Annotated in this window: 16 protein-coding genes; all 16 read left to right on the top strand. The window is 68.8% G+C overall.

What is annotated here, in order from left to right; genetic code table 11:
- Nucleotides 1–69 precede the first annotated feature (69 nt).
- The 16 genes from sbnA to B447_RS09975 all read left to right on the top strand — a co-directional run bounded on the left by sbnA (nt 70) and on the right by B447_RS09975 (nt 19,783).
- A complete protein-coding gene (sbnA, locus tag B447_RS10055; RefSeq protein WP_002939336.1) occupies nt 70–1,074 on the top strand; it encodes a 2,3-diaminopropionate biosynthesis protein SbnA in 1,005 nt (334 codons plus the stop codon).
- Nucleotides 1,071–2,096: a 2,3-diaminopropionate biosynthesis protein SbnB gene (gene sbnB, locus B447_RS10050; RefSeq protein WP_002939333.1), complete on the top strand. Its 1,026-nt coding sequence runs from the start codon at nt 1,071–1,073 to the stop codon at nt 2,094–2,096. Before sbnA ends, sbnB begins: the two co-directional genes overlap by 4 nt.
- Nucleotides 2,097–2,110: 14 nt before the next feature.
- Nucleotides 2,111–3,853, top strand: a complete 1,743-nt coding sequence (locus B447_RS10045) for an IucA/IucC family protein (RefSeq protein ID WP_002939331.1) — start codon at nt 2,111–2,113, stop codon at nt 3,851–3,853.
- 3 nt (nt 3,854–3,856) lie between these two features.
- Nucleotides 3,857–5,062 (top strand): MFS transporter, encoded by a 1,206-nt coding sequence (locus B447_RS10040; RefSeq protein WP_002939330.1) that lies wholly within the window; start codon nt 3,857–3,859, stop codon nt 5,060–5,062.
- Nucleotides 5,063–5,105: 43 nt separating this feature from the next.
- Nucleotides 5,106–6,803: an IucA/IucC family protein gene (locus tag B447_RS10035; RefSeq protein WP_198291770.1), complete on the top strand. Its 1,698-nt coding sequence runs from the start codon at nt 5,106–5,108 to the stop codon at nt 6,801–6,803.
- A gap of 4 nt (nt 6,804–6,807) precedes the next feature.
- Nucleotides 6,808–8,586 carry an IucA/IucC family protein gene (locus tag B447_RS10030; protein ID WP_002939316.1) on the top strand — a complete coding sequence of 593 codons (1,779 nt, stop codon included), beginning with the start codon at nt 6,808–6,810 and terminating at the stop codon, nt 8,584–8,586.
- On the top strand, nt 8,586–9,347 hold the full coding sequence (locus tag B447_RS10025) for an HpcH/HpaI aldolase family protein (protein WP_002939311.1): 762 nt from the start codon (nt 8,586–8,588) through the stop codon (nt 9,345–9,347). Before B447_RS10030 ends, B447_RS10025 begins: the two co-directional genes overlap by 1 nt.
- Nucleotides 9,344–10,525: a type III PLP-dependent enzyme gene (locus B447_RS10020; protein WP_002939308.1), complete on the top strand. Its 1,182-nt coding sequence runs from the start codon at nt 9,344–9,346 to the stop codon at nt 10,523–10,525. The genes B447_RS10025 and B447_RS10020 overlap by 4 nt, the downstream gene beginning before the upstream one ends.
- Nucleotides 10,526–10,722: 197 nt before the next feature.
- On the top strand, nt 10,723–12,852 hold the full coding sequence (locus tag B447_RS10015; protein ID WP_002939307.1) for a TonB-dependent siderophore receptor: 2,130 nt from the start codon (nt 10,723–10,725) through the stop codon (nt 12,850–12,852).
- A gap of 25 nt (nt 12,853–12,877) precedes the next feature.
- Nucleotides 12,878–13,519 (top strand): PepSY-associated TM helix domain-containing protein, encoded by a 642-nt coding sequence (locus B447_RS10010; protein ID WP_002939302.1) that lies wholly within the window; start codon nt 12,878–12,880, stop codon nt 13,517–13,519.
- A 486-nt stretch (nt 13,520–14,005) separates the two neighbouring features.
- Entirely contained in the window at nt 14,006–15,001 is a 996-nt protein-coding gene (locus tag B447_RS23035) for a PFGI-1 class ICE element type IV pilus protein PilL2 (protein ID WP_083491436.1), read from the top strand.
- Nucleotides 14,998–15,747 (top strand): TIGR03759 family integrating conjugative element protein, encoded by a 750-nt coding sequence (locus B447_RS09995; RefSeq protein ID WP_002939299.1) that lies wholly within the window; start codon nt 14,998–15,000, stop codon nt 15,745–15,747. Before B447_RS23035 ends, B447_RS09995 begins: the two co-directional genes overlap by 4 nt.
- A complete protein-coding gene (locus B447_RS09990; protein WP_002939298.1) occupies nt 15,729–16,310 on the top strand; it encodes a hypothetical protein in 582 nt (193 codons plus the stop codon). Before B447_RS09995 ends, B447_RS09990 begins: the two co-directional genes overlap by 19 nt.
- Nucleotides 16,307–16,858, top strand: coding sequence for an integrating conjugative element protein (locus tag B447_RS09985; RefSeq protein ID WP_002939296.1), 552 nt, complete (start codon nt 16,307–16,309; stop codon nt 16,856–16,858). Before B447_RS09990 ends, B447_RS09985 begins: the two co-directional genes overlap by 4 nt.
- Nucleotides 16,859–16,868: 10 nt before the next feature.
- The gene (gene traD / locus B447_RS09980) at nt 16,869–19,037 is read left to right on the top strand and encodes a type IV conjugative transfer system coupling protein TraD (RefSeq protein ID WP_002939294.1); all 2,169 of its coding nucleotides are present in this window, start codon (nt 16,869–16,871) and stop codon (nt 19,035–19,037) included.
- Nucleotides 19,034–19,783, top strand: a complete 750-nt coding sequence (locus B447_RS09975; RefSeq protein WP_002939280.1) for a TIGR03747 family integrating conjugative element membrane protein — start codon at nt 19,034–19,036, stop codon at nt 19,781–19,783. The genes traD and B447_RS09975 overlap by 4 nt, the downstream gene beginning before the upstream one ends.
- The last annotated feature ends 211 nt before the right edge of the window (nt 19,784–19,994 follow it).

The raw sequence follows: 19,994 nt of genomic DNA, 5'->3' as shown, positions 1-19,994 counted from the left end.
TGCGTTCCGGCCGGCCGGACTGCCGAGGTACGCCCTCATCGCAGCCTCGATGGCGGGGAGGGACGCGCGATGATCCTCGACAGCATCCTCGACGGGGTAGGGGGGACTCCCATCGTCCGTCTCTCCCGGCTGTTCCGTGACTCCCCGTGCGAGGTCATGGCGAAGATGGAACTGTGCAACCCCGGCGGCAGCGTCAAGGATCGCCCGGCGCGGTACATCGTCGAGCGCGGACTCGCCGACGGCAGCATTCCGTGCGATGCCCACGTTGTCGAGAGCTCCTCGGGCAACCTGGCGATTGCGCTGGCCATGGTGTGCAGGCTGCGCGGACTTCGCTTCACCGCGGTGGTGGACCCGAAGATCTCGCCGACCAATCTCCGCATCATCCGCTGCTACGGCGGCAACATCGAGCAGGTCACCGAGAAGGATCGCCAGGGCGGCTACCTGGAGACCCGCATCGAATGCGTCAAGCAGATGCTGCGCGAGCGGCCGGGCACGGTATGGATCAACCAGTACGCCAACGAGCGCAACTGGCAGAGCCACTACCACGGCGAGGGCGAGGAGATCCTGCGCGATCTGGATCGGCCGGTGGACTACCTGGTGCTGGGGGTCAGCACTTCCGGCACCTTGCACGGCATCGCCCGGCGACTGCGCGAGGCGTGGCCGCAGCTGAAGGTCGTGGCGGTCGACGCCGCCGGGTCGGTGCTGTTCGGTGCGCCCCCCTACCCACGGGAGCTGCCCGGGATCGGCGCCAGTCGGGTGCCGGAGCTCTTGCGGCGCGACGAGATCGGCGACGTCATCCATGTCGACGATTACGAGTCGGCGCTCGCCTGCCGCGAGCTGGTCAAGCACGAAGGCATCTTCGCCGGCGGCTCGTCGGGCTCGGTGATCGCCGCGATCCAGCGCCTCTGCGCCCGCCTGCCCCATTCCGCCCGCATTCTCACCATCCTCCCGGACCGCGGCGAGCGGTATCTCGACACGGTTTACAACGACGAGTGGCTGTCGCGCATGAGAGACCGCCACCTCGAGCACAACCCCGAAACCTCCCTCAACTCGACCATTGGACAAGCCGCATGACAAACACCACGAGCTCCCCGGGCCTGCTCTACCTCAGCCGCAGCGACCTGATCGAACTGGGCGGCGGCCATTCGCAGCCCTATGTCGACGCCATCGCGGAAGGCCTCGCCACTCATGCTCGCGGCGCCTACGTGCAGCCGCTCAAGCCCTATCTGCGCTGGCCGGGCGCCGACCACATCGCCGACCGCATCATCGCCATGCCGTGCTATCTGGGCGGCGAGGATCCGATCGCGGGCCTCAAGTGGATCGGCAGCCGCCAGCACAATCCGGCCCGCTTCGGCCTCGAGCGCGCCAGCGCGGTGGTGGTGCTGAACGACGCCCAGACCAATTACCCGATCGCGATCATGGAAGGCGGCTTGATCAGCGGCATGCGCACCGCCGCGATCACCGCCGTCGCCACCCGGCATCTCGCGCGCAGCGGCTTCACCGACGTCGCCTGCATCGGCTGCGGCCCGATCGCGCGCATGCAGATGCAGACCCTGCTCGAGCAGTTCCCGTCGATCGAACGGCTCCATCTGTTCGATCTTTCGCCGTCCGCCGCCGACGCATTGTCGCGCACCTTCAAGGATAGCTTCCCCAGGGTCGCCATGCTGCGCGCCCCTTCGGCCGAAGCCGCGGTGCGCGAGTGCGACGTGGTCGTCACCTGCACCGTGGCCGACGCGCCTTACCTCGCCTTCGACTGGCTCAAGGCCGGCGCCTTCGTCAGCAACGTTTCCATCATGGACGTGCACAAGGACGCCTACGAGAAGGCCGACAAGGTCGTGGTGGACGATTGGGATCAGTCCAACCGCGAAAAGAAGATCATCAACCAGCTCGTGCTGGAAGGGCGCTTCAGCCGCGAGCGCCTGCACGCCGAGCTCGGCGAGATCGTCATCGGCGAGCGGCCGGGCCGCGAGCGCGACGACGAGATCATCCTCCTCAATCCAATGGGCATGGCGCTCGACGACCTCGTCTGCGCGCGGCATTTCTACCGGCTGGCCGAGGCGCAGGGCGTCGGCACCCTCTTGCCGCTGTTCGGCTGAGGCACGTGTCGAAGATGTCGTCTCACGCCTATGAGCGCGGCCTCCTCCAGGATCTCTTCGATGCGCTTTGGCTGGAGGATCTCTACGGCTTCCGCAGCCATTGCCGCTTTTACTCGCCGAGCGAAGACGAAGCAGTCCTGGAAGTGTATCTGAGCGCGGGCCGGACGCTGCGCTGGCACGGCCGCCATGCCGGCGGCCTGCGCCCGTTCCGGGTTTCGGAGCGCGGCGTCGCCTCGCCGGGCGCGACCCGATCCGCCCGGCTCGCCGCCGTCGAGGTTGCCGAAACCCTACAGACCGCCGACTGGTGGAAGGAGTCGACCGGCCGCCTCGCCCGCTTCCTCCGCCTGGCCAGCGACCAGGCCGAGCTCGCCGCGGCGCACGAGCCCGGCATTCTGGCAAAGCTCGCCGCCGCCCCGGACGAGCTGCTCTCGTGGGAAGCGTTGAGTTGCCTGAAGGACCGCCCTTTTCACCCCCTGGCGCGGGCCAAGGACTGGGGCGAGAGCGACGGCTCGGCCTATGGCCCCGAGGCGGCGGCGTCCATCCCGCTGCAATGGGTGGCCGTGCCGCGGGGCCAGGTGCGCGGCACGGCCGCCCCCGGTCAGCCCGTCGCGGAAGCGCTGCTCGACCGTGTGCAGCATGATCGGCTCGCCACCACCGCCCATGCGTTCGGCGCCAAAGGTGATGCCTGGTTGTGGATGCCGGTGCACCCCTGGCAGCGGGCGCACCTCGAACGGAGCGCGTCGCCCACGCTCGCCGACTGCATCGACCTTGGAACCGGGCCAGGAGCGGCGACTCCCACCGCCTCGCTGCGCTCGCTCGCCGTCGTCGGCCGACCGGGCACGCACCTCAAGCTTGCGCTCTCGGTCAATGCCCTGGGTGCAGTCCGAACCCTGCCGCCGCGCTACCTGCACAACGCGACGCTCGCCGGCGCCTGCCTCGAGAATCTGCGCGAGCGGGACGAGTGGCTGGCGTCACATCTGCTGCTGTGCGACGAGAGCCACTGGTGGGCGCTGCGCCAAAGGGACGCGCTCGAAGCCGAACCGGGTGAGCTCGCCTGCCTGGTTCGCCGCTACCCCTCACTGCCCGACGCCCGGCTGATTCCGATGGCGGCCCTGCCGGTGTTCACGGCCGACGGCGCGCTGCCTGCGTTCGACCAACTCCTCGGACCCGCCCCCGAGGAAAACGATGCCTGGGCGCTGTTCGCCGACGTGGCCGGCGCCTTGCTGGAGCTGGGCTTACGCTGCCTCGCCTACGGCGTCATACCCGAGCTGCACGGGCAGAACGTGGTGCTCGCATTCCGCGGCCGGAGGATCGCTGCGCTCGTCCTGCGCGACCACGACACCCTGCGCATCTGCCCGCCGTTGATGGACACGCAGGGGGTGGCGGTGCCGGACTACGTCATCCACCGCAGCACCCCCAACACCCTGGAACTGGCCACGCCACGCGAGCTGCTCGCCTACCTGCAGACCCTCGCCATCGAGGTGAACCTCTACGCCGTTATCGCCGCCCTGGCTGAGCGCTACGGCCGGGACGAGGCGCACGGCTGGCGGATCCTCCGCGGGGCCCTGGAAGCCTGCCTGGCGCGCGTGCCGCTGCCGGAGGCGATCGCCGCATCGACCAAAAGCCTGTTGCTGGACGAACCGGGCTGGCCCTTCAAGCAGGTACTGGCGCCGTTGCTCGGCCGCGCCAGCTTCGGCACCGGCATGCCCAGCGCCATGGGGCGCCTGGACAACCCGCTTCTTCCCGGCCGGTGCTGAGCGATGGCTGCCGTGCCGCTGCCTTCGCGCAATCTCGGGCTGCTGCTGGCCTGCCAGGCGGTGACGACGCTCGGCTTGATGGTGCTGGTGCCCATCATGCCGCTCTACGTGGCGACACTGAGCGGGGTCGATGCCGTCGGCGCCGCGCGCTGGAGCAGCCTGGCGCTGGCCGCACCGGCGGTGGGCACCTTGTGTTTCGCCCCCGCGGTCGGCAGGTGGTGCGACCGCTTTGGCTATCGCCCCATGCTGCTCGCCTCGTTGGCGGTGTTCATCGCCAGCATGCTGCAGATGGCGCTGAGCCCCGGTGTCTACGGCTTCATGCTAGGCCGCCTGCTGCAAGGCTTCAGCACCATCGGCGTGGTTCTCACCGCCTTCATCGGTCACGCGAGCGCGGAAACCTCACGTGGACGCGCGCTGGGTCTGCAGGAGAGCGCGATCGCCTGCGGCTGCCTGGCCGGTCCGGTGCTGGGCGGCGTAATGCTCGACTACTGGTCGCTGGAGCCGCTGCTGACCACTACGGCGGTCGCGACCGGCATCGCCGGCCTGTTGCTGTGGAGCCAGGTCAGCGAGCCCGCCAAAACCCCGCCCGCGGCCGACGCGCCGCCGTTCGCCGGGCTGCGCAGCGTGCTTGACGACGCCGAGCTGCGCAATTGGATGCTCGCCGCGTGCCTGGCTCAGGCCGCCGCCTTCGCGCTGGTCAACGTGTTCGCGCTCTACGTCGCCGCGCGCTTCCCCGCCACCGAGGCCATCGCCAGCAAGACCGGGCTGCTGCATGCGCTGGGCTGGCTCGCCGCCATGCTCGCGGCGCCGCTGTGGGGCCATCTGAACGACCGTGGCGCCCCCAGGCGCCACTTCATCCTGGCCGCCCTCGGCTGCGCGCTGTCCATCGGCCTGCTGACGGTGGTCGACGCGATGTGGCTGGTCGCCTTTCTGCGCATCGTTCAAGGCGCCTGCTACGCGGCCCTGGCGCAATCGATGCTGCTCGCCTGCAGCCGGCAATTGCCGGCCTCGGCCTACGGCCACCTGACCGGACTGAGCAGGAGCTTCATGGTCCTCGGCCAATTGCTCGGCCCGCTCCTGGTCATGCTGCTGATGCCCACGCTCGCACCGGCAAACCTGCTGTGGGCGGTGGCGGCCCTGTTCCTCGCCACCGGCCTCCTGGCCTGCGGCGGTCGCCACGCCGCCCTCGCCAGTCGTATGAAAAGTTAAAGGAAGGATCGGAATGTCCTCACGCTTGCTGCAACTTCCCCCGGTGGAACGCCGCCTGGTGGAGCAGTACTTCAACACCTATTGCCGCGAGACCGGTCGTGGCGACCCGCGTCTCGCGCCCGGCGAGGCGGGCCCGGCCGACTTGCGTTCGCAGTTCGAGGAGTGGCGGGCCGCCGGGCTGATGCCGTTTCTGCTGCCGTTCGACCGCACCGGGTCCTGCCTGGCCGGCGCCCTGAGCTACTTCTCGCCGATCGGCTACCACCGCCTGGCGCCGTTCGCCTTGATCGGCGGCGGCGACGTCTGGCAGCCGCTGGCCGAGGCGACCCCGCTCGCCGACCTCATCGCCGCCGCCCTCGCCGCTGCACGGCGCCATCCCGCCGACGTTGCGGAGCGCTGCCGCGCGCGTCTGCAGAGCTTGATGCGCAACAGCCTGGATCACGTGCGCCGCTTCCACCAGCCCGCCCCCGAGGCGCCGCGTCCGCCCTTCGTCGCCGCGGAACAGGCGCTGCGCTTCGGCCACATCTTCCACGTCACCTCCAAGGCGTTCGAGGGTTTCGGCGAGCAGGACCTGCAGAGCTACGCGCCGGAGCTGGGCGCCTCCTTCCGCCTGCACTACTTCGCGGTGACCGCCAACCTGATCGAGGCGCAGACGGCGAACGGAGACGTCCCGCCGCTCGACCAGGAGGCGGCGCGCGCCGCGGAGCAGTGGCTCGCGGGCGGAGACTACCGGCTGCTGCCCTGCCATCCGTGGCAGGCCGAATACCTGCTCGGCCTGCCCGAAATCGACGCGCTGAAGCAGAACGGCGCGCTCGTCCCCCTCGGCCCGCTCGGCGAGATGGTGTGGCCCACGTCGTCGGTCCGCACGGTCTGGCTGCCGCGCCGCAACCTCTTCCTCAAGTTGTCGCTGAACATCCGCATCACCAACTTCGTGCGCAACAACCCGCCGGAACAGGTCGAGCGCGCGCTCGACGCCAGCCGGGCGCTGTCGCTGCTGCCGCAGGTGCTCGAATCGGCCGCTTTCCGCGTCCTTCCCGAGCTCGCCAGCCAAACCCTGAGGCTTCCCGACGAGGCGCTGCGCGCCGCCTGCGCCGTGGTGTACCGGCAAGCGATGCCGGCCGACGAGGCAGAGCATGTGCGGGTGCTGGCCGCGGTGCTGGAAGAGCCGGCCGAGGGCGAGGGCGAGATTCCCCTGCTCGTGCTACTGCGGCAAGCGGCGGGGGAGTGCATGCTCGACGAGGCCCTGGTGCGCGCGTGGTGGGCGCGCTACCTCGAGGTCACCCTGCTGCCCTTGCTGCGGCTGTTTTCCGAATACGGCATCAGCCTCGAAGCGCATCTGCAGAACGCCATGGTCGCCTTTCGCGACGGCTGGCCGGCGCGCGGCTACGCACGCGACATGGAGGGCACCAGCATCAGCCGAAAGCGCTTCCCCCGGCTCGACCGCATCAAGCCAGACAGTCCGGCGCTGTACTCGGAAGAGCAGGCCTGGCACCGCTTCCAGTACTACGTGGTGGTCAACCACATCGCCCACGCGATCGCCTGCCTGGGGCGGACCGGTCTCGTCACCGAGGCAGTGCTGTGGCGGGACACCGCCGCGCGCCTCACGGCGAGCGGCGATCCGCTGGCGCTGCAGCTCACCGTGCAGCCCACCCTGCCGGCCAAGGCCAATTTGCTGAGCAGCTTCGATCAACAGGGAGAACGGCCGAGCTGGGTCGACATTCCCAACCCCATGCTTCAAAGGTAATCCCATGCGACCCGCCGACTACCAAGACCTGATCGCCAGTCCCGCCTACCGCCAAGCGAGCCGGCGCGTGCTGCGCCAGCTCGTCGAAGCGCTGCTGTTCGAGCACGCCCTGCCGCACTGCGAGTGGCAGGGCGACGCGCTCACCGTTCCCGGCCGCGGTGCCGACGGCGTCCCCGTCAACTACCGTTGCCGGGCGCAGCGCACCTTCAGTTTCGGCCGCGTGCGCCTCACCTCCACCTTGTTGCGCGAGCCCGACGGCGGCTCCGCCGAGGAGGCCGCCGACCCGGCGCTGTTCCTCGCCGAGATCGTCCCCTGGCTCGAAGCTGACGAGGGCCGCCTCAAGCAGTTCGCCGCCGAACTGCTCGCGACCCAGATCAAGGATGCCCAGACCCTGCATGCGCGCGGCGGCAGGATCCTGCGCGATGCCGACTACGACACCGTGGAAGCGCGGCTCACCGACGGCCATCCCTATCACCCGAGCTACAAGTCGCGCCTCGGCTTCACCCTGGACGACAACGCCGCCTATGCGCCGGAAATGGCCGCCGTGGTGAGGCCGCTGCTGATCGCAGTGCCCCGCGAGCGCTGCCGCTGGGCGGTCAGTCCCACCCGGGACGGCGAGGGCGTGGCGCACGCGCTGCTGGACGATGCCGACCGGCAAGGCTTTCGCGACGCGCTCGCCCGCCGCGGCGCGCGCCCCGAGGACTACCTGCCCCTGCCGGTCCATCCCTGGCAATGGGAGGAGGTGATCCTGCCCGCCTGCCACCAAGAGCTCGCGCGCGGCGAGCTGGTGGTGATCGGCGAGATGGCGCAGCGCTACCTGCCGCAGCAGTCGATCCGCACCCTGTGCAACGTCGACGCGCCCCGGCAGCTCTCGCTCAAGCTCGCGATGAACCTCGTCAACACCTCGACCTCGCGCGTGCTGGCGCCGCACACCGTGGTGAACGCCCCGGTCATCAGCGACTGGCTGCAACGGCTGGTGACGGAGCGCACGGACTGGCCCGAACCGCTGGCGCGCCCGGTGATCCTGCGCGAGGTCGCCGGCGTGAGCTGCACCTCGTCGGCCCCGGTGCAGGGACTCTACGGTGCCATGTCGTGCATCTGGCGCGAGAGCGTGCACAGCCACCTGCGGCCGGGCGAGGCCGCCGTGCCGATGACCGCGGTGATGCACGTGGACGCCGACGGGCGGCCCTTCGTCGACACCTGGGTGAAGCGATACGGCGCGGAAAGCTGGCTGCAGCGCCTGGTCGAGCGGGCCTGGCTGCCGGTGCTGCACCTGCTGTGGCAGCACGGCACGGCGCTGGAGTCGCACGCGCAGAACATGATCCTGCTGCACGAGGACGGCCTGCCCGCGCGCGTGGCGCTCAAGGACTTCCACGACGGCGTGCGCTTCTGCCGCGAGTTGCTGTCCGCGCCTCCGCCGGCGCTCACCGCCCCGCCCGCCGAGCACGCCCGCGTCAACCCGAACTCCTTCATCGAGGCCGCCGACGCCGACGAGTTGCGCGACTTCACCTTCGATGCGCTGTTCTTCGTCAGCCTGGCGGAGCTCGCGTGGGTGTTCGCGCGCTTCTACGACATCGCGGAGGAGCGCTTCTGGCAGATCACCCGCGAGGTGCTGCGCGCCCACAAGGAGCGGCATCCGCAGTGGGCGGCACGCTACGCCCTGTTCGACTGCCTGGCCGACGAGGTCGCTATCGAGATGCTGGCCAGCCGGCGCTTCCAGCCGGAGATCCGCCTGCGCACGCGGCTCGCCCCCAACCCGCTGGCGCAGGCCGGGGAGCGGTGATGAGCCTCAAGTCGCGCCTGCAGGGTAGCGAGCCGGTCTGCGGCCTGTTCTGCTCCACCCCCGCCCCGCTGACCGTGGAGCTGATCGCGGCCGCCGGCTACGATTTCGTCATCGTCGACCTCGAGCACACCCTGATCGGCGGCGAAACCCTCGCCGCTATGCTGCTCGCCGCGCGGGCGAGCAGCATAGCGGCGCTGGTCCGGGTTGCCGCCCCGCATCAGGTACTGCAGGTGCTGGATGCCGGCGCCGAGGGCATCGTCTTTCCCCGCATCCGTTCGGCCGAGGCCGCGCGCGAGGCGGTGCGTCTGAGCCACTTCGCCCCGGCCGGCGAGCGCGGGCTCAACGCCACCTGGCACAGCCGCTACGGGCGCGACGACCTCGTCACGGTACTTGATGGCGTACGAGACCAGACTCTGGTGGTGGCGATGATCGAGGACCGCGACGGCCTCGAGCAGGCCGAGGCCATCGCCGCGGTGGAGGGCGTTGACGTCCTGCTGGAGGGCGCAGCGGATCTCTCGCAGTCGTTCGGCCTGCCCTGGCAGACCCGCGATCCCGAGGTGCGCGCAGCGGTTGCGCGCATCCATAACGCCGCGCGCCGGCACGGCAAGACGTTCTGTGCGTTGCCGCGTGCCCCCGAAGACTTCCACGCCTGGCGCTGGGACGCTGTGCGCATGTTCGTCCTCGGCGACGACCGCGGCATCGCCCGCCGCGCGATGGTAAGCCACCTCGCCCAGCATCGTATTCAGGACTCCGCACAATGAACCTGCAAGCCTTGCATCAGTACCTGCAAGGGCGCACCGAACCCGTGTGCGCCTACCTCTACGACCTCGCCCATCTGCGCCGGCACGTGCAGGGGCTGCGCCGCAGCCTGCCCGACCAATGTCAGCTGTTCTATGCCATCAAGGCGAACAGCGACGCCCCGATCCTGCAGGCGCTGCTCGGCCATACCGACGGCTTCGAAGTGGCATCCCTGGGTGAGATCGAGCGCGTGCGCGCGGTGGACGGCGGCATGCCCATCGCCTTCGGCGGTCCCGGCAAGACCGACGCCGAGTTGGAAGGCGCGCTCGCGCACGAGGTCGCGCTGATCCACGTCGAAAGCGAGCATCAACTGCGGCGCCTGGACTGGATCGCGCGCCGCCACGGGCGGGTTGCGGACATCCTGCTGCGCGTCAATCCCGAGCACGTACCGCAGCAGGCCACGCTGCGCATGGGTGGGCAGGCGACCCAGTTCGGCATCGAGGAGGCACGGATTCCGGACCTGATCGAGCTCGCCCGGACCTTGCCGGGCGTCCGCCTGCGCGGGTTCCATATCCATGCCATCTCCAACAATCTGGATGCGCAGGCGCACCTCGCCCTGCTCGAGCACTACTTCGATCTGGCCGAAGCCTGGCAGCAGCGCCACTGCCTCACCATCGACTGGCTCAACGTCGGCGGCGGCATCGGCGTGAACTACGCCGACCCGAGCGCGTCCTTCGCCTGGGAAGGCTTCTGTGCCGGCCTCAGCGCCCTCATCGCGGCGCGCCGGCCGGCGTGCCGCATCGTCTTCGAATGCGGGCGCTTCCTCACCGCCGACTGCGGCTACTACCTCACCGAGGTCACCGACATCAAGACCGCCCGCGGCCGCCACTTCGCCATCCTGCGCGGCGGCTCCCACCACTTTCGCCTGCCCGTGTCGTGGCAGCACGATCATCCCTTCGTCGTCCTGCCGCGCGATGTCTGGCCCTATCCCTTCGCGCGTCCGGCCGTGCACGGCGCCACAGTCACGCTGTGCGGCGAACTGTGCACGCCCAAGGACATCCTCGCGCGCGACGTCCCCGTCGAGCGCCTGCGCGCCGGCGACTGCATCGCCTTCCTGCTGGCCGGCGCCTACGGCTGGCACATCTCCCACCACGACTTCCTGAGCCACCCGCATCCGGAACGCGTGTTCGTGGACGGCTGATCCCTCGGGCGTCGTTTTCGAGTCGTGCGAGTGCCCGGAATGAGCGCGGCGAGCAAATCAAGGCATATTTAATGCGATAACTTCTCATTCGTATCTAACAGGGTGTTGCATTGCGCCGCACCCATTCATTTCGTCCACCAAGCCAGCCAGCACCCGCAGCCAGCCAAGCAAAACAGAAAATCCGGAGGTTCGACTGCATGAAGCACATAACATTGACACGAAAGACCGTCCTTTGCCTGGCGCTCGCCGCCGCCTGGCAGGCTCAGGCGGCTGACGACACCGCCACCGCGACGGGAGGCGAGCGCACCCTTGACACCGTCGAGGTCTTCGCCACCGAGGCGAACAGCTGGCGTGCCGGCAGCATCGGCGTGGGCGCCTTCCGCGACACACCGGCGAAGGAAGTGCCGATGACCGTAAACGTCATCGATCGCGATCTCCTCGACGCGCAGCAGGCCAACAGCCTGTACGAGGCGATGAAGAACACCGCCGGCGTCACCCGCGCCCAACTCGGCGCCACTGCCTACGACAACCTGTCGATCCGCGGGCTGCTGGTCGACAACCGCTCCAGCTACCGCCTGAACGGCGGCCTGCCGATCGTGAACCTCATCGACCTGCCGCTCGAGAACAAGGAGCGCGTCGAGGTGCTGAAGGGCGTGAGCGGCCTTTACTATGGCTTCGTGCCGCCCTCGGGCATCATCAACCTCATCACTAAGCGCGCCGGCAGTACGCCCGTCACGGCACTTCAGCTTTCCACCGACGACAACGGCAGCTTCGTTGCCGGCGTGGACGTGGGCAGGCGTTTCGGTAACGAGGGGCAGTTCGGCGCACGGGTGAACCTCGTCGGCGGCAAGTTGCAAAGCGCAGTCGACGGTGCCGACGGCGACCGCTACCTCTTCGCTGGCGCCTTCGACTGGAAGGTCACCGATCGCTGGCTGCTGAAGCTCGACGTCGAGGACATCGCGAAGGATGTCGTCGAGCAATCGAGCATCCTCGCGCTGCCCGCTGTGAATGGCAAGATCACCCTGCCGCGGATCCCCGACCCGCGCAACCGCATCGCACCCGACTGGGCGAACTACGACGCCAAGGGGCAGAACGTGCAGCTGCGCAACGACTTCGCGCTGACCGACAACTGGGTGTGGACGGTGGAAGCGGGGCGTTCCGAGCTCGAACGCGACCGCAACTTCTCGCGGATGAGGAACTACGACGTGACGACCGGCGAGGGCATACTGGACATCTTCCGGACCAGAAACCAGAAGTTCATCAACCGCAACGTGCGGACCGAACTCGCCGGCCGCTTCGAGACCGGGCCGGTGACGCACGACTTCACCTTCGGTCATTCCCGCAACACCCTCAGCACGTCGCTCGGCAACACCCACACGGTCAGCGTTGCACAGAATCTCTACAATCCGCGCGACATCGCCGAGATTCCGGTGGCCCATGGCCAGGACGCGCGCTCCTCCCACACCCGTGACCGCGGCTGGTATGTCTTCGACCGCGCTGCGCTGGGCGACTGGCTGCTGATCGCGGGCGCGCGCGCGAGCAAGTTCGAGTTCGAGCATGCGACGGACAAGAGCCAGGACTACACCAAGCGCAAGATCAGCCCGACCGTCGCCGCGGTGTGGAAGCTCACCCCCGCCACCAACCTCTACGCCGGCTACCTGGAGGGCATGGAGGACGGCGGCATTGCGCGGCCCACCGCCGTCAATGCCGGCACTTCCCTCGAGCCGCTGGTGACGCGCCAATGGGAGGGCGGCGTCAAGACCGAATGGCCCGGCGTGCAGGCCAACGCGGCGCTGTTCCAGATAGAGCGGCCGATGAACGGCGAGGTGGACGGCATTTACCAGCGCCTCGGCGAGGCTCGCCTGCGCGGCGTCGAGCTGTCGGCCGGCGGCCAGATTTCGCCGCGCTGGGGCATCTTCTCGTCCATGCAGTGGATCGATGCCGAGTTCATCAAGGCCGAGAACGACAAGCGCATTGTCGGCAACCGCCCGGCCAACACGCCCGGGGTCACGGCGAGCCTCTTCGTCGAGCATCGCCTGGCGGCGATCCCGGGTCTGGCGCTGTCAGCCGGCGCCTACTACACCGGCAAGCGCGAGGTCGATGCGTTTAACCGGGCCGAGGTCGACGGCTTTACCCGCTACGACCTCGGCGCCCGCTACCGCACCAAGATCGTCGGCAACCAACTCGACCTGGCGGCAACCGTGGAGAACGTGACCGACAAGCGCTATTGGGCGGCCGCCGGCGACAGCAAGGTGGACTCGAACGCCCCGCTGCTCGCGGTCGGCATGCCGCGCACGCTGCGCGTGTCGGCGAAGATGAGCTTCTAAGCCGGGCCGGGGCGGGAATATCTCCGTGATCCACCTGCATCGCCGCCCGCCCACGAGCCGGGGGAATTCACAGAAGTGGCTGCGCCGCATCCATGCATGGTGCGGCCTGGCGCTCGCCGCCATGATGCTGCTCTTCGCGGTGACGGGCTTCCTGCTCAATCACCGGGCGGTGATGAAGATCCCGGCGCTCGATCGCACCGAGATCACGCACCTGCTGCCGGTCGAGCCGACGACGCCCAACCCGGCGGCGCTTGCCGCCGCGCTCGCCCCCGCGCTCGGTGTGTCGCCGAAAGCATTCAAGGCACGCATCGAGCCGGCGCGCACAGTCCTTTGGGCCGACGGAGAACTGCGCCAGCCCGAGCGCTGGCTGCTGCGCGCCGACACGCCATCCGAGACGGTGCAGGTGGAACACTGGGTGGGGAGCCGTCAGGCCGAGGTGAAGCGCACCAAGCCCAACCTGTGGCTCTACCTCGCACGGCTTCACATGGCGATCGGCACCGGTCCGACGTGGATTTTGCTGTCCGACGCAGCCGCACTCTCGCTCGGCTTCCTCGCCATCTCCGGCTTCTGGCTTTGGGGCCGGCTGCACGGCTCGCGCCGCCGACTCGTCGTGCTTGCTGGCGGCGGGCTGACGGCGGCCGTGATCCTCGCCTGGCTCGCCGGCTGAATCTGCGCTCCCGCATGCTGGATGGTCGTGGCGAGCCCTGCTTGGGCAGTCGCGTTCATGCCGAGGCTGGGCCATCTCGGGCTGCGGCTTGTCCGCTCCTGTCCTGACCTCAGAGCGGCTGCGCAAGCCCGGCGTGGGAAGGTGAGGGTCGGTGCCGGCAGGTCGGCTTGCGCAACATTCATTTCAGGGCCTGCTCAATGTTCACTCACGTTGCGGCCTGCGTGCTCGCCAAGTCCCTGAAGGACCCTCTACACTGAAGGCTTCAACCGCTTTGTTACCTCCACGATTGCTCCAGTTACTACCGGCCGGAGCGAAAGTTGTCGGGCAGGATTCGCACCCGCTGCGAAACAGCGCCTTGGCACGGCGCACGACAAAGTAAAATTACCAGCCCCCCAACAAACCGGCACAGCGGCGATTCACATTGTTTGCTGATGCGGCCTCCCCGGATGGCGATGGTATCGGCTCGACAACGCCGAGAGCCGATCCATGCAATCCGCCCTACCGTCCCATTGGACGGCGCGCAGTAGCCTGTTGCTGGCCACCACCCTGGCAGCAGGTTGCGCGAGCGCACCGCCGTCGTCGCCTCCTGTCGCCCCAGCGCAAGCCGTCCAGTCGGTGGCGCCACCAACGGCTTACGTCCCGGTGGTGCGCTACGGCCGCTATACCCTGGTCGAACTCGCACCGACCGCTGCCCAGCAGGACCTGCTGCTGCAGGTGGTCGACGTGGCCGTGCCGGACACCCTGCACGCCAGCGTGGGCGATGCCCTGCGACACGTCCTGCAGCGTTCCGGCTACCGCTTGTGCGACGGGCACGATGCCGATGCGCTGCTGACCTTGCCGCTGCCGGCGGCCCACTACCGGCTCGGTCCGGTCGTGCTGCACGATGCACTGCTCACCTTGGCCGGCCCGGCCTGGAATCTGCAGGTCGATCATGGCACACGCCGGGTCTGCTTCACCCGAGCACCTAGCGCACAGATGGCCGTGCTCGAAGGTCCTCTGGCCGACCTTGCCGAGCAGGTCGAACTGCTTCAGCGGCAACCCGCCGCCGTGGCACAGGCATGCTACGACACCGAGCACCGGGCCGTGACCCAGCGCCTGGCCGACATCGACCTGGCGCTGGGCGAGCGCCTGGTCGCCAGCGATCTGCGCCCCCTGCGGGATCGCCTGGCACAGCTGGAATCGCGGCAGGCACAGCGCCCGATATCCCAAGCCACGCCGCGCCCACCCGCGACGGCGACGCCCAGGCCGAAACCGGCCGGACCGTCTTTCCAGGTGCTCGGTGTCGAGTTGCGCGCCGACGAGCGCTTCCTGTCGATCCGGCCGCATGGCGCGAACGTGCTGTCCCAGGTCCGCCTGCTGCGCGTCGGCGAGGAAGAAGACGGCTGGCGGCTCGAATCCATCGAAAACGGGAGCGCCACGTTTCGTCAGGCTGATGAGAGCCTACGCATCGGCGTTCCGGCGCGCCAGGGCGGTTCACGATGAAGCGCCTCCACTTGGTTCCGATCCTCGCGGCACTCCTGCCTGCACTTGCCTTCCCCCAGGCCGCGACCGCACAGGACACCGGAGGCACCGCAGCCTCTGTGATCGTACCCAGCCGCGAACGGCCGTTGGCCACGATCCGAAGCGAGGAGCAGCAGGCGCGCGACTGGGGACTGCAGGCAGACGAATGGGCGCGCTACCGCGAACTGATGCAAGGCCCCCTGGGCATCTATTCACCCAATCTCGACCCGCTCACGGCCCTGGGCATCGAAGCGCGCTCCGACGAGGAACGTCGCCGCTATGCGGAATTGCAGGTGCAGGCGGAAGCCCGCCGCGTCGAGAAGATGCTCGCCTACCAACGCGCCTACGACGCGGCCTGGCAGCGGTTGGCACCCGGCATGCAGCGGGTCAGCCTGCCCGGTATCAGCCCGGCCGCATCGTCCGCCAGCCTCGCGCAAAGCACTGGCCGCACCGCGGTCTTCGTCAAGGATGGCTGCGCCGCCTGCGACCAGGCGGTGCAGCGGTTGCAGGCCTCCGGCGCCGAGTTCGACGTCTACGTCGTGGGCAGTCGTGCAGACGATGCGCACATCCGCGACTGGGCGCAGCGTGCGCGGATCGACCCGGCCAAGGTGCGCGCCCGGCAGATCACCCTCAACCACGACGACGGGCATTGGCTGTCCCTCGGCCTGCAGGGTGAGTTGCCCGCCGTCGTGCGCCAGGTCGGTGGGCAATGGCAACGGCAGCCCTGACCCGTTGCCGCGCTACGCTTCTGCTGCTGGGAAGCGTACTGGCCGGCTTCGTGCAGGCGCAGGAAGTGCCGCCACCGGCCTACCAGGTCGCGGCGCAGCGCGCCGGCATCCCCTCGACCGTGCTCTACGCCGTGGCGTTGCAGGAAAGCGGCACCCGCTTCAACGGTCGCCTCGTGCCCTGGCCCTGGACGCTCAACGTGGCCGGCGCCCCGCGCCGCTTCGCCACCCGCGCGGAGGCCTGCGCCGGACTGCACCAGGCCCTGCGCGAAGTCCCGCCCACCCGCATCGACGCCGGCCTGGGCCAGATCAACCTGGGCTACCAGCGCCATCGCTACGAGCAACCCTGCGAACTGCTCGATCCCTACCGGAATCTCGAACTCGTCGCGGAGATCCTGCGCGAGCAGCACGCACCGGACCAGGACTGGCTGGTCACGATCGGTCGCTACCATCGGCCCGCCGGTGGCGCACCCGCCGCGCGCTACCGCCACAGCGTCGGCCGGCACCTGGTCCGTGTGCTCGGCGAGCCGGTGCCGGACCACACCCCCTGGAGGACCTTGCCATGAAACGCCATCGCTTCCGCGCGGCTGTGCGGTGGGTGATGGGCCTGCTGTCGCTCGCCGCGACGCCGGCCGCCCTCGCTCAGTCGCTGCCATTGATCGTCGTCGAGGATCGCGGAGGCGTGTCCGCGTTGCCGTACTACCAGGCGCTCGACCTCCAGCCGCGTGCCGGAGACGCACCACCGCCACGCATTGAGCCGCCGCGGGTGCCCAACCACTATTTCGATGAAGCGGCCATGCTGCCGATACACTCGGCCAGCCTGTCGCCGGGCGACGTTGTTCGCCGGGTGATCCAGGCGCCGGGACTCACCCCGCTGTTCCTGGTCGGCGACGACGACCGCTCCCGCGCCTGGCTTCGCCAGCGGGCATCGGCCCTGCGCGACCTCGGTGCCGTGGGCCTGGTGGTCCAGGTCGAGTCGCCGCAGGCCCTGGCGTCGTTGCGCGCCCTGGCGCCCGGCCTGACCCTGGCGCCCGTTTCGGGCGACGAACTGGCCCAGCGCCTGGGGTTGCGTCACTACCCGGTACTGGTCACCGCCACCGGCATCGAGCAGTGAGGCCTGCGCCATGGCCCAGCCGCATGCCGTCGAAGTCCTGCTGCGGCCAGCGGTGGAGCTATACACCGTTGCCGTCTGCGCGGGCGCCGCGGTGGTGTGCGTGGTGGCACCGTGGTCGCTCGCGCTGAATCCGCTGCTGGGTCTCGGCAGCGCACTGGCGTTCCTGGCCTTCGGTGCCATCCGCCTGCGCGATGTCTGGACCATCCTGCGCTACCGCCGCAACATCCGCCGTTTGCCACGCTACGTGATGACCAGCCGCGACGTGCCCGTGAGCCAGCACCGCCTGTTCATCGGTCGCGGCTTCCGCTGGGAGCAACGGCACACGCACCGGCTGACGCAGACATACAAACCGGAGTTCCGCCGCTACACCGAGCCGACGGCGTTCTACCGGATGGCGCGCCGGCTGGAAGCGCAGCTGGAGTTCGCGCCACCACCGCTGTCGAAGCTCGCGCGCGTGCTGGCCTGGGACAGCCCGTTCAACCCGGCCCGGCCCCTTCCTCCCGTGGGCGGCATGCCACGCCTGCACGGCATCGAGCCGCACGAGGTCAACGTCACCCTGCCGCTGGGCGAGCGCGTCGGCCACACCCTGGTGCTGGGCACCACGCGGGTCGGCAAGACCCGTCTGGCCGAGCTGTTCATCACCCAGGACATCCGCCGCAAGGTGGGCGGCGAGCACGAGGTCGTGATCGTGTTCGACCCCAAGGGCGACGCCGACCTGCTCAAGCGCATGTACGTCGAGGCCCGCCGCGCCGGGCGCGCGGGCGAGCTCTACGTCTTCCACCTCGGCTGGCCCGACATCAGCGCCCGCTACAACGCCGTGGGCCGCTTCGGGCGCATCTCCGAGGTGGCCACGCGCATCGCAGGCCAGCTCTCCGGCGAGGGCAACAGCGCGGCCTTCCGCGAATTCGCCTGGCGCTTCGTCAACATCATCGCCCGCGCCCTGGTCGAGCTGGGGCAGCGCCCGGACTACATGCTGATCCAGCGGCACGTGGTGAACATCGACGGCCTGTTCATCGAGTACGCCCAGCAATTCTTCGCGAAGACCGAGCCCAAGGCCTGGGAGATCATCGTCCAGCTCGAAGGCCGCCTGAACGACAAGACCATTCCGCGCCACATGGTCGGGCGCGAGAAACGCGTGGTGGCGCTCGAGCAGTACCTGTCGCAGGCGCGGACCTACGACCCGGTGCTCGACGGCCTGCGGTCGGCGGTCCGCTACGACCGCACCTACTTCGACAAGATCGTGGCGTCACTGCTGCCCCTGCTGGAGAAGCTCACCACGGGCAAGATCGCCCAGCTGCTGGCGCCAAACTACTCGGACCTGACCGACCCGCGGCCGATCTTCGACTGGATGCAGATCATCCGCAAGCGCGCGGTGGTCTACGTTGGGCTGGATGCGCTGTCGGATGCCGAAGTGGCCGCCGCGGTGGGCAACAGCATGTTCAGCGACCTGGTGTCGGTCGCCGGCCACATCTACAAGCACGGCATCGACGACGGCCTGCCGGGCGCGGCCGCCGATACCAAGGTGCCGATCAACGTCCACGCGGACGAATTCAACGAGCTGATGGGCAACGAGTTCGTACCGCTCATCAACAAGGGCGGCGGCGCCGGCATGCAGGTCACGGCCTACACGCAGACGCTCTCGGACATCGAGGCGCGCATCGGCAACCGCGCCAAGGCCGGCCAGGTCATCGGCAACTTCAACAACCTGTTCATGCTGCGCGTACGCGAGACCGCCACCGCGGAGCTGCTGACCCGGCAACTGCCGAAGGTCGAGGTCTATACGACCACGCTGGTGAGCGGCGCCACCGACAGCTCCGACATCCACGGCCCGACCGACTTCACCTCCAACGCGCAGGATCGCATCAGCACGTCGAGCGTCCCGCTCATCGAGCCCGCGCACGTGGTCGGCCTGCCGAAGGGGCAGTGCTTCGCCCTCATCGAGGGCGGCAACCTGTGGAAGATCCGCATGCCGCTCCCAGCGCCCGATCCGGACGAGGTCATGCCCAGCGACCTGCAGCAGCTCGCCGGCTACATGCGCCAGCACTACGCCGAGGCCGGGGAATGGTGGGAAAGCCCGACGCTGCCCACCGTGCAGGATGACGACACACTGCCCGAGGACTTGATCGGGGAGACGCAGTCCGCAACATCCGACACACAGGACGACGAGGCGCGGCCGTGAAGGACCCGGCGGTCACCACCCAGCAGCAACGGACACGCCAGCACGGGCTGATCATCGGTCTCATCACCCTGCCCTGGCGCCTGTTCGGCGTGCTGGTCGCCTCGCTGCTGCTGTCCATCGTCATCGAGTGCGTTGGCATGCACCTGTTCTGGCCCGACCAGGGATGGCGCCACGCCCAGGGCATGCTCGAATACGAACTAGACCAGATCTCCACCCACTTCACGCGCAGTGCCGTGGTGCAGGAACCCGGCCGCACGGCGCGCTGGCTGGTGGAAGGCGCCTACGAGTGGATCTTCGTGAAGACCGGCCTGCTGGAATGGATGCGCGACGCCTCGGCCCAGGCCAGCGCACCCAGCCGCAGCAGCAGCCGCGACTTCCGCTACTACCTCAGCCAGATGTACGTCTGGACCGAAAGCTACCTGATCGCCGCCGCCTTCACCACGCTGACCTTCCTCGTCCGCCTGCTGGCCCTGGTGCTGACGCTGCCGCTGTTCCTGCTCGCCGCCTTCGTCGGCCTGGTCGATGGGCTGGTACGGCGCGACATCCGCAAATTCGGCGCTGGGCGGGAATCAGGCTTCGTCTACCACCGGGCAAAGGCCGCGCTGATGCCGCTGGTGGTGCTTCCGTGGGTGATCTACCTGGCGTTGCCGGTGTCCGTGCACCCGCTGCTGATCCTGCTGCCGGGGGCGATGCTGCTTGGGTTGGCCGTGAACATCGCGGTGGGGAGCTTCAAGAAGTACCTTTGAAAAATCCAGTCGGCCATTGTCGATTTTCTCCAGCAAGACCACACGTTACTGCTCAGTCAGAGTTCTGATCACGTTTGGATGGCAACCGCCCACGCCATCATCAACAGGTCTAGCAAACCCACATGGTTAAACGGATGGATAGCGATTGACATTGGCCTTAACCGTCGCCTCTACCCTCAGACGCGCACATCCTTTGCTGGCGCGGGAGATG

The organism is Thauera sp. 27, assembly GCF_000310125.2.
Taxonomy (GTDB): Bacteria; Pseudomonadota; Gammaproteobacteria; order Burkholderiales; family Rhodocyclaceae; genus Thauera; species Thauera mechernichensis.
The sequence above is the reverse complement of the archived record's forward strand: the minus strand, read 5'-3'. Positions and strand labels throughout refer to the sequence as shown.

Coding starts and splice junctions, on each gene's coding strand:
- sbnB (WP_002939333.1), top strand. CDS start 1,071: ATGACAAACACCACGAGCTCCCCGGGCCTGCTCTACCTCAGCCGCAGC.
- B447_RS09995 (WP_002939299.1), top strand. CDS start 14,998: ATGAAGCGCCTCCACTTGGTTCCGATCCTCGCGGCACTCCTGCCTGCA.
- B447_RS10045 (WP_002939331.1), top strand. CDS start 2,111: ATGTCGTCTCACGCCTATGAGCGCGGCCTCCTCCAGGATCTCTTCGAT.
- B447_RS23035 (WP_083491436.1), top strand. CDS start 14,006: ATGCAATCCGCCCTACCGTCCCATTGGACGGCGCGCAGTAGCCTGTTG.
- B447_RS10030 (WP_002939316.1), top strand. CDS start 6,808: ATGCGACCCGCCGACTACCAAGACCTGATCGCCAGTCCCGCCTACCGC.
- B447_RS10020 (WP_002939308.1), top strand. CDS start 9,344: ATGAACCTGCAAGCCTTGCATCAGTACCTGCAAGGGCGCACCGAACCC.
- B447_RS09990 (WP_002939298.1), top strand. CDS start 15,729: ATGGCAACGGCAGCCCTGACCCGTTGCCGCGCTACGCTTCTGCTGCTG.
- B447_RS10015 (WP_002939307.1), top strand. CDS start 10,723: ATGAAGCACATAACATTGACACGAAAGACCGTCCTTTGCCTGGCGCTC.
- B447_RS10040 (WP_002939330.1), top strand. CDS start 3,857: ATGGCTGCCGTGCCGCTGCCTTCGCGCAATCTCGGGCTGCTGCTGGCC.
- B447_RS10025 (WP_002939311.1), top strand. CDS start 8,586: ATGAGCCTCAAGTCGCGCCTGCAGGGTAGCGAGCCGGTCTGCGGCCTG.
- traD (WP_002939294.1), top strand. CDS start 16,869: ATGGCCCAGCCGCATGCCGTCGAAGTCCTGCTGCGGCCAGCGGTGGAG.
- B447_RS09985 (WP_002939296.1), top strand. CDS start 16,307: ATGAAACGCCATCGCTTCCGCGCGGCTGTGCGGTGGGTGATGGGCCTG.
- sbnA (WP_002939336.1), top strand. CDS start 70: ATGATCCTCGACAGCATCCTCGACGGGGTAGGGGGGACTCCCATCGTC.